The 1,813-nt window shown below is 47.7% G+C and carries 3 protein-coding genes; 1 reads left to right on the top strand and 2 read right to left on the bottom strand.

The features are described from left to right. Window positions 1-303: 303 nt before the first annotated feature. Window positions 304-429 (bottom strand): type B 50S ribosomal protein L36, encoded by a 126-nt coding sequence (ykgO, locus tag ACTHUE_RS17600; protein ID WP_003685279.1) that lies wholly within the window; start codon window positions 427-429, stop codon window positions 304-306. Next, window positions 429-704, bottom strand: a complete 276-nt coding sequence (locus ACTHUE_RS17595) for a type B 50S ribosomal protein L31 (protein WP_004520108.1) — start codon at window positions 702-704, stop codon at window positions 429-431. The genes ykgO and ACTHUE_RS17595 overlap by 1 nt, the downstream gene beginning before the upstream one ends. A 171-nt stretch (window positions 705-875) precedes the next feature. Here ACTHUE_RS17595 and ACTHUE_RS17590 point away from each other — a divergent pair. Further along, window positions 876-1,813: TrkH family potassium uptake protein (locus ACTHUE_RS17590; protein WP_440402836.1), on the top strand; the 938-nt coding region annotated here is incomplete at its 3' end.

The following is a 1,813-nucleotide window of genomic DNA, read 5'->3' as shown; positions in this document are numbered from 1 at the left end:
GGTGCGGCACAGGCAGCGAGGCTCATGGCGGCGGCAATTGCAAGCAGGGCTTTTACTTTCATTTTTGACTCCTATGGTCAGTGTTGAAGGAAGAATGTAGCGGCATGTTATAAATATCTTTATGGCTTCACAATAGGGATAACCATTATTTACTTTTTCTTCCTGTTTCCGGGAGTATGGCAGGATTTTTTGTAGTTTTGATATGAATGATTAATGCCGTTTGAAAAAAAACCGCACTTGCGCTAGAGGTAAACGAAAGTGCGGAAAATTCAGAGAGTTACATTGAAATATGGGTTGGGCCACTTAACGCTGGCGTGCTTTAAAGCGGGGGTTGCTCTTGCAAATAACGTACACTTTGCCTTTTCGGCGGACAATTTGACAGTCGCGGTGTCGTTTTTTTGCAGTTTTCAGGGAGGAGAGGACTTGCATTATTTATCCTTTCTGAAGGAAGACATCATGGATTGGTAACGTTGGTTGAACTTGCTGGCGCGGCCTTCGATATTGACATTGCGTTGTTTGCCTGTGTACACGGGGTGGGAAGCGGAAGAGGTATCAAGCGAAAAGAGGGGATACTCTATGCCGTCTTTCCAAACCATGGTTTTGCCGTGGGTATTGGCGCATGAACGGATAAGCCATCCTTGGTCTGCGCCGCTGTCGTAAAACAGGACGGTACGATAGTTGTCCGGGTGGATATCGGATTTCATTTTTTTCTCCAGTAAATGTTATGGTATAACATTATACTCCTAGAAAAAGAGCAGGCAAGTGTTTTTTGTTTTTCTTTATCACGGGATTGCGGCATTTTGATAAAATATGCGGTTTCAGGCGGCCTTTTTTATGAGGCCGTCTGAAACATTTTGTTTTCTGATGATAGGAATATGATGTATCTGCATAAGGGTTTCAGATTGGGCGGTGCGGTAAGCAAGGTGATGCCGATTGTCCATGTATTGTCCAAGCTGGGACTGTTGTTTTCATTACTGTTGGCCGTGCCGACACTGATGTCGTATTTTTATCACGACAGCGCGTTTCTCGTGTTTGCCTATACGGCTTTGACTGTATTGCTGGTATCGTGTGTAACTTGGGTGCTGACTTTGCGTTTCAACCGTGAATTGCGGCCGCGTGACGGATTTACCCTGGTATTGATGCTGTGGCTGGCCTTTGCCGTCGTGGCGGCGATGCCGATTTATTTCTATATGCCGTCCATGAGTTTCACCGATGCGTTTTTTGAAGCGATGTCGGGGCTGACGACAACGGGGGCAACAGTGATTTCCGGCTTGGATACGCTGGCGCCGTCTGTAAACTTTTGGCGGCACATGCTCAACTGGCTTGGCGGTATGGGTATTATCGTGCTGGCTGTGGCGATTTTGCCGATGTTGGGCGTGGGGGGGACGCAGCTTTTCAAAGCGGAAATTCCGGGTATGGATAAGGAAAGCAAGATGGCTCCCCGTATTTCGCAAGTGGCCAAACGGCTGTGGTTTGCTTATGCACTGACAACTGCTGCCGCCTTTGTATCCTTGCATATTGCCGGCATGGGCTGGTTTGATGCCTTGTGCCATGCGATGTCGGCTGTGGCCTTGGGCGGTTTTTCGACACATGATGACAGCGTTGCCTATTTTAATTCTGTAGCAGTCGAATGGACGTTGATGTTTTTTACTGTCTGGGGCGGTATCAATTTCGCCAGCCACTTTACTGCGCTGGGCAACCGCTCCTTGCAGGTGTATTGGAAAGATGAAGAATGCCGCACCATGCTGCTGGTTTTGTCGGGCAGTATTTTGATTTCGGCATTGTATTTATGGCAGCAGGACGTTTATCAAAG

Source organism: Neisseria sp. P0021.S005, from assembly GCF_051956955.1.
The sequence above is the reverse complement of the archived record's forward strand: the minus strand, read 5'-3'. Positions and strand labels throughout refer to the sequence as shown.

Excerpts from the sequence above, each read along its gene's own strand:
- ykgO (WP_003685279.1), bottom strand. The coding sequence starts at position 429 with ATGCAAGTCCTCTCCTCCCTGAAAACTGCAAAAAAACGACACCGCGAC.
- ACTHUE_RS17595 (WP_004520108.1), bottom strand. The coding sequence starts at position 704 with ATGAAATCCGATATCCACCCGGACAACTATCGTACCGTCCTGTTTTAC.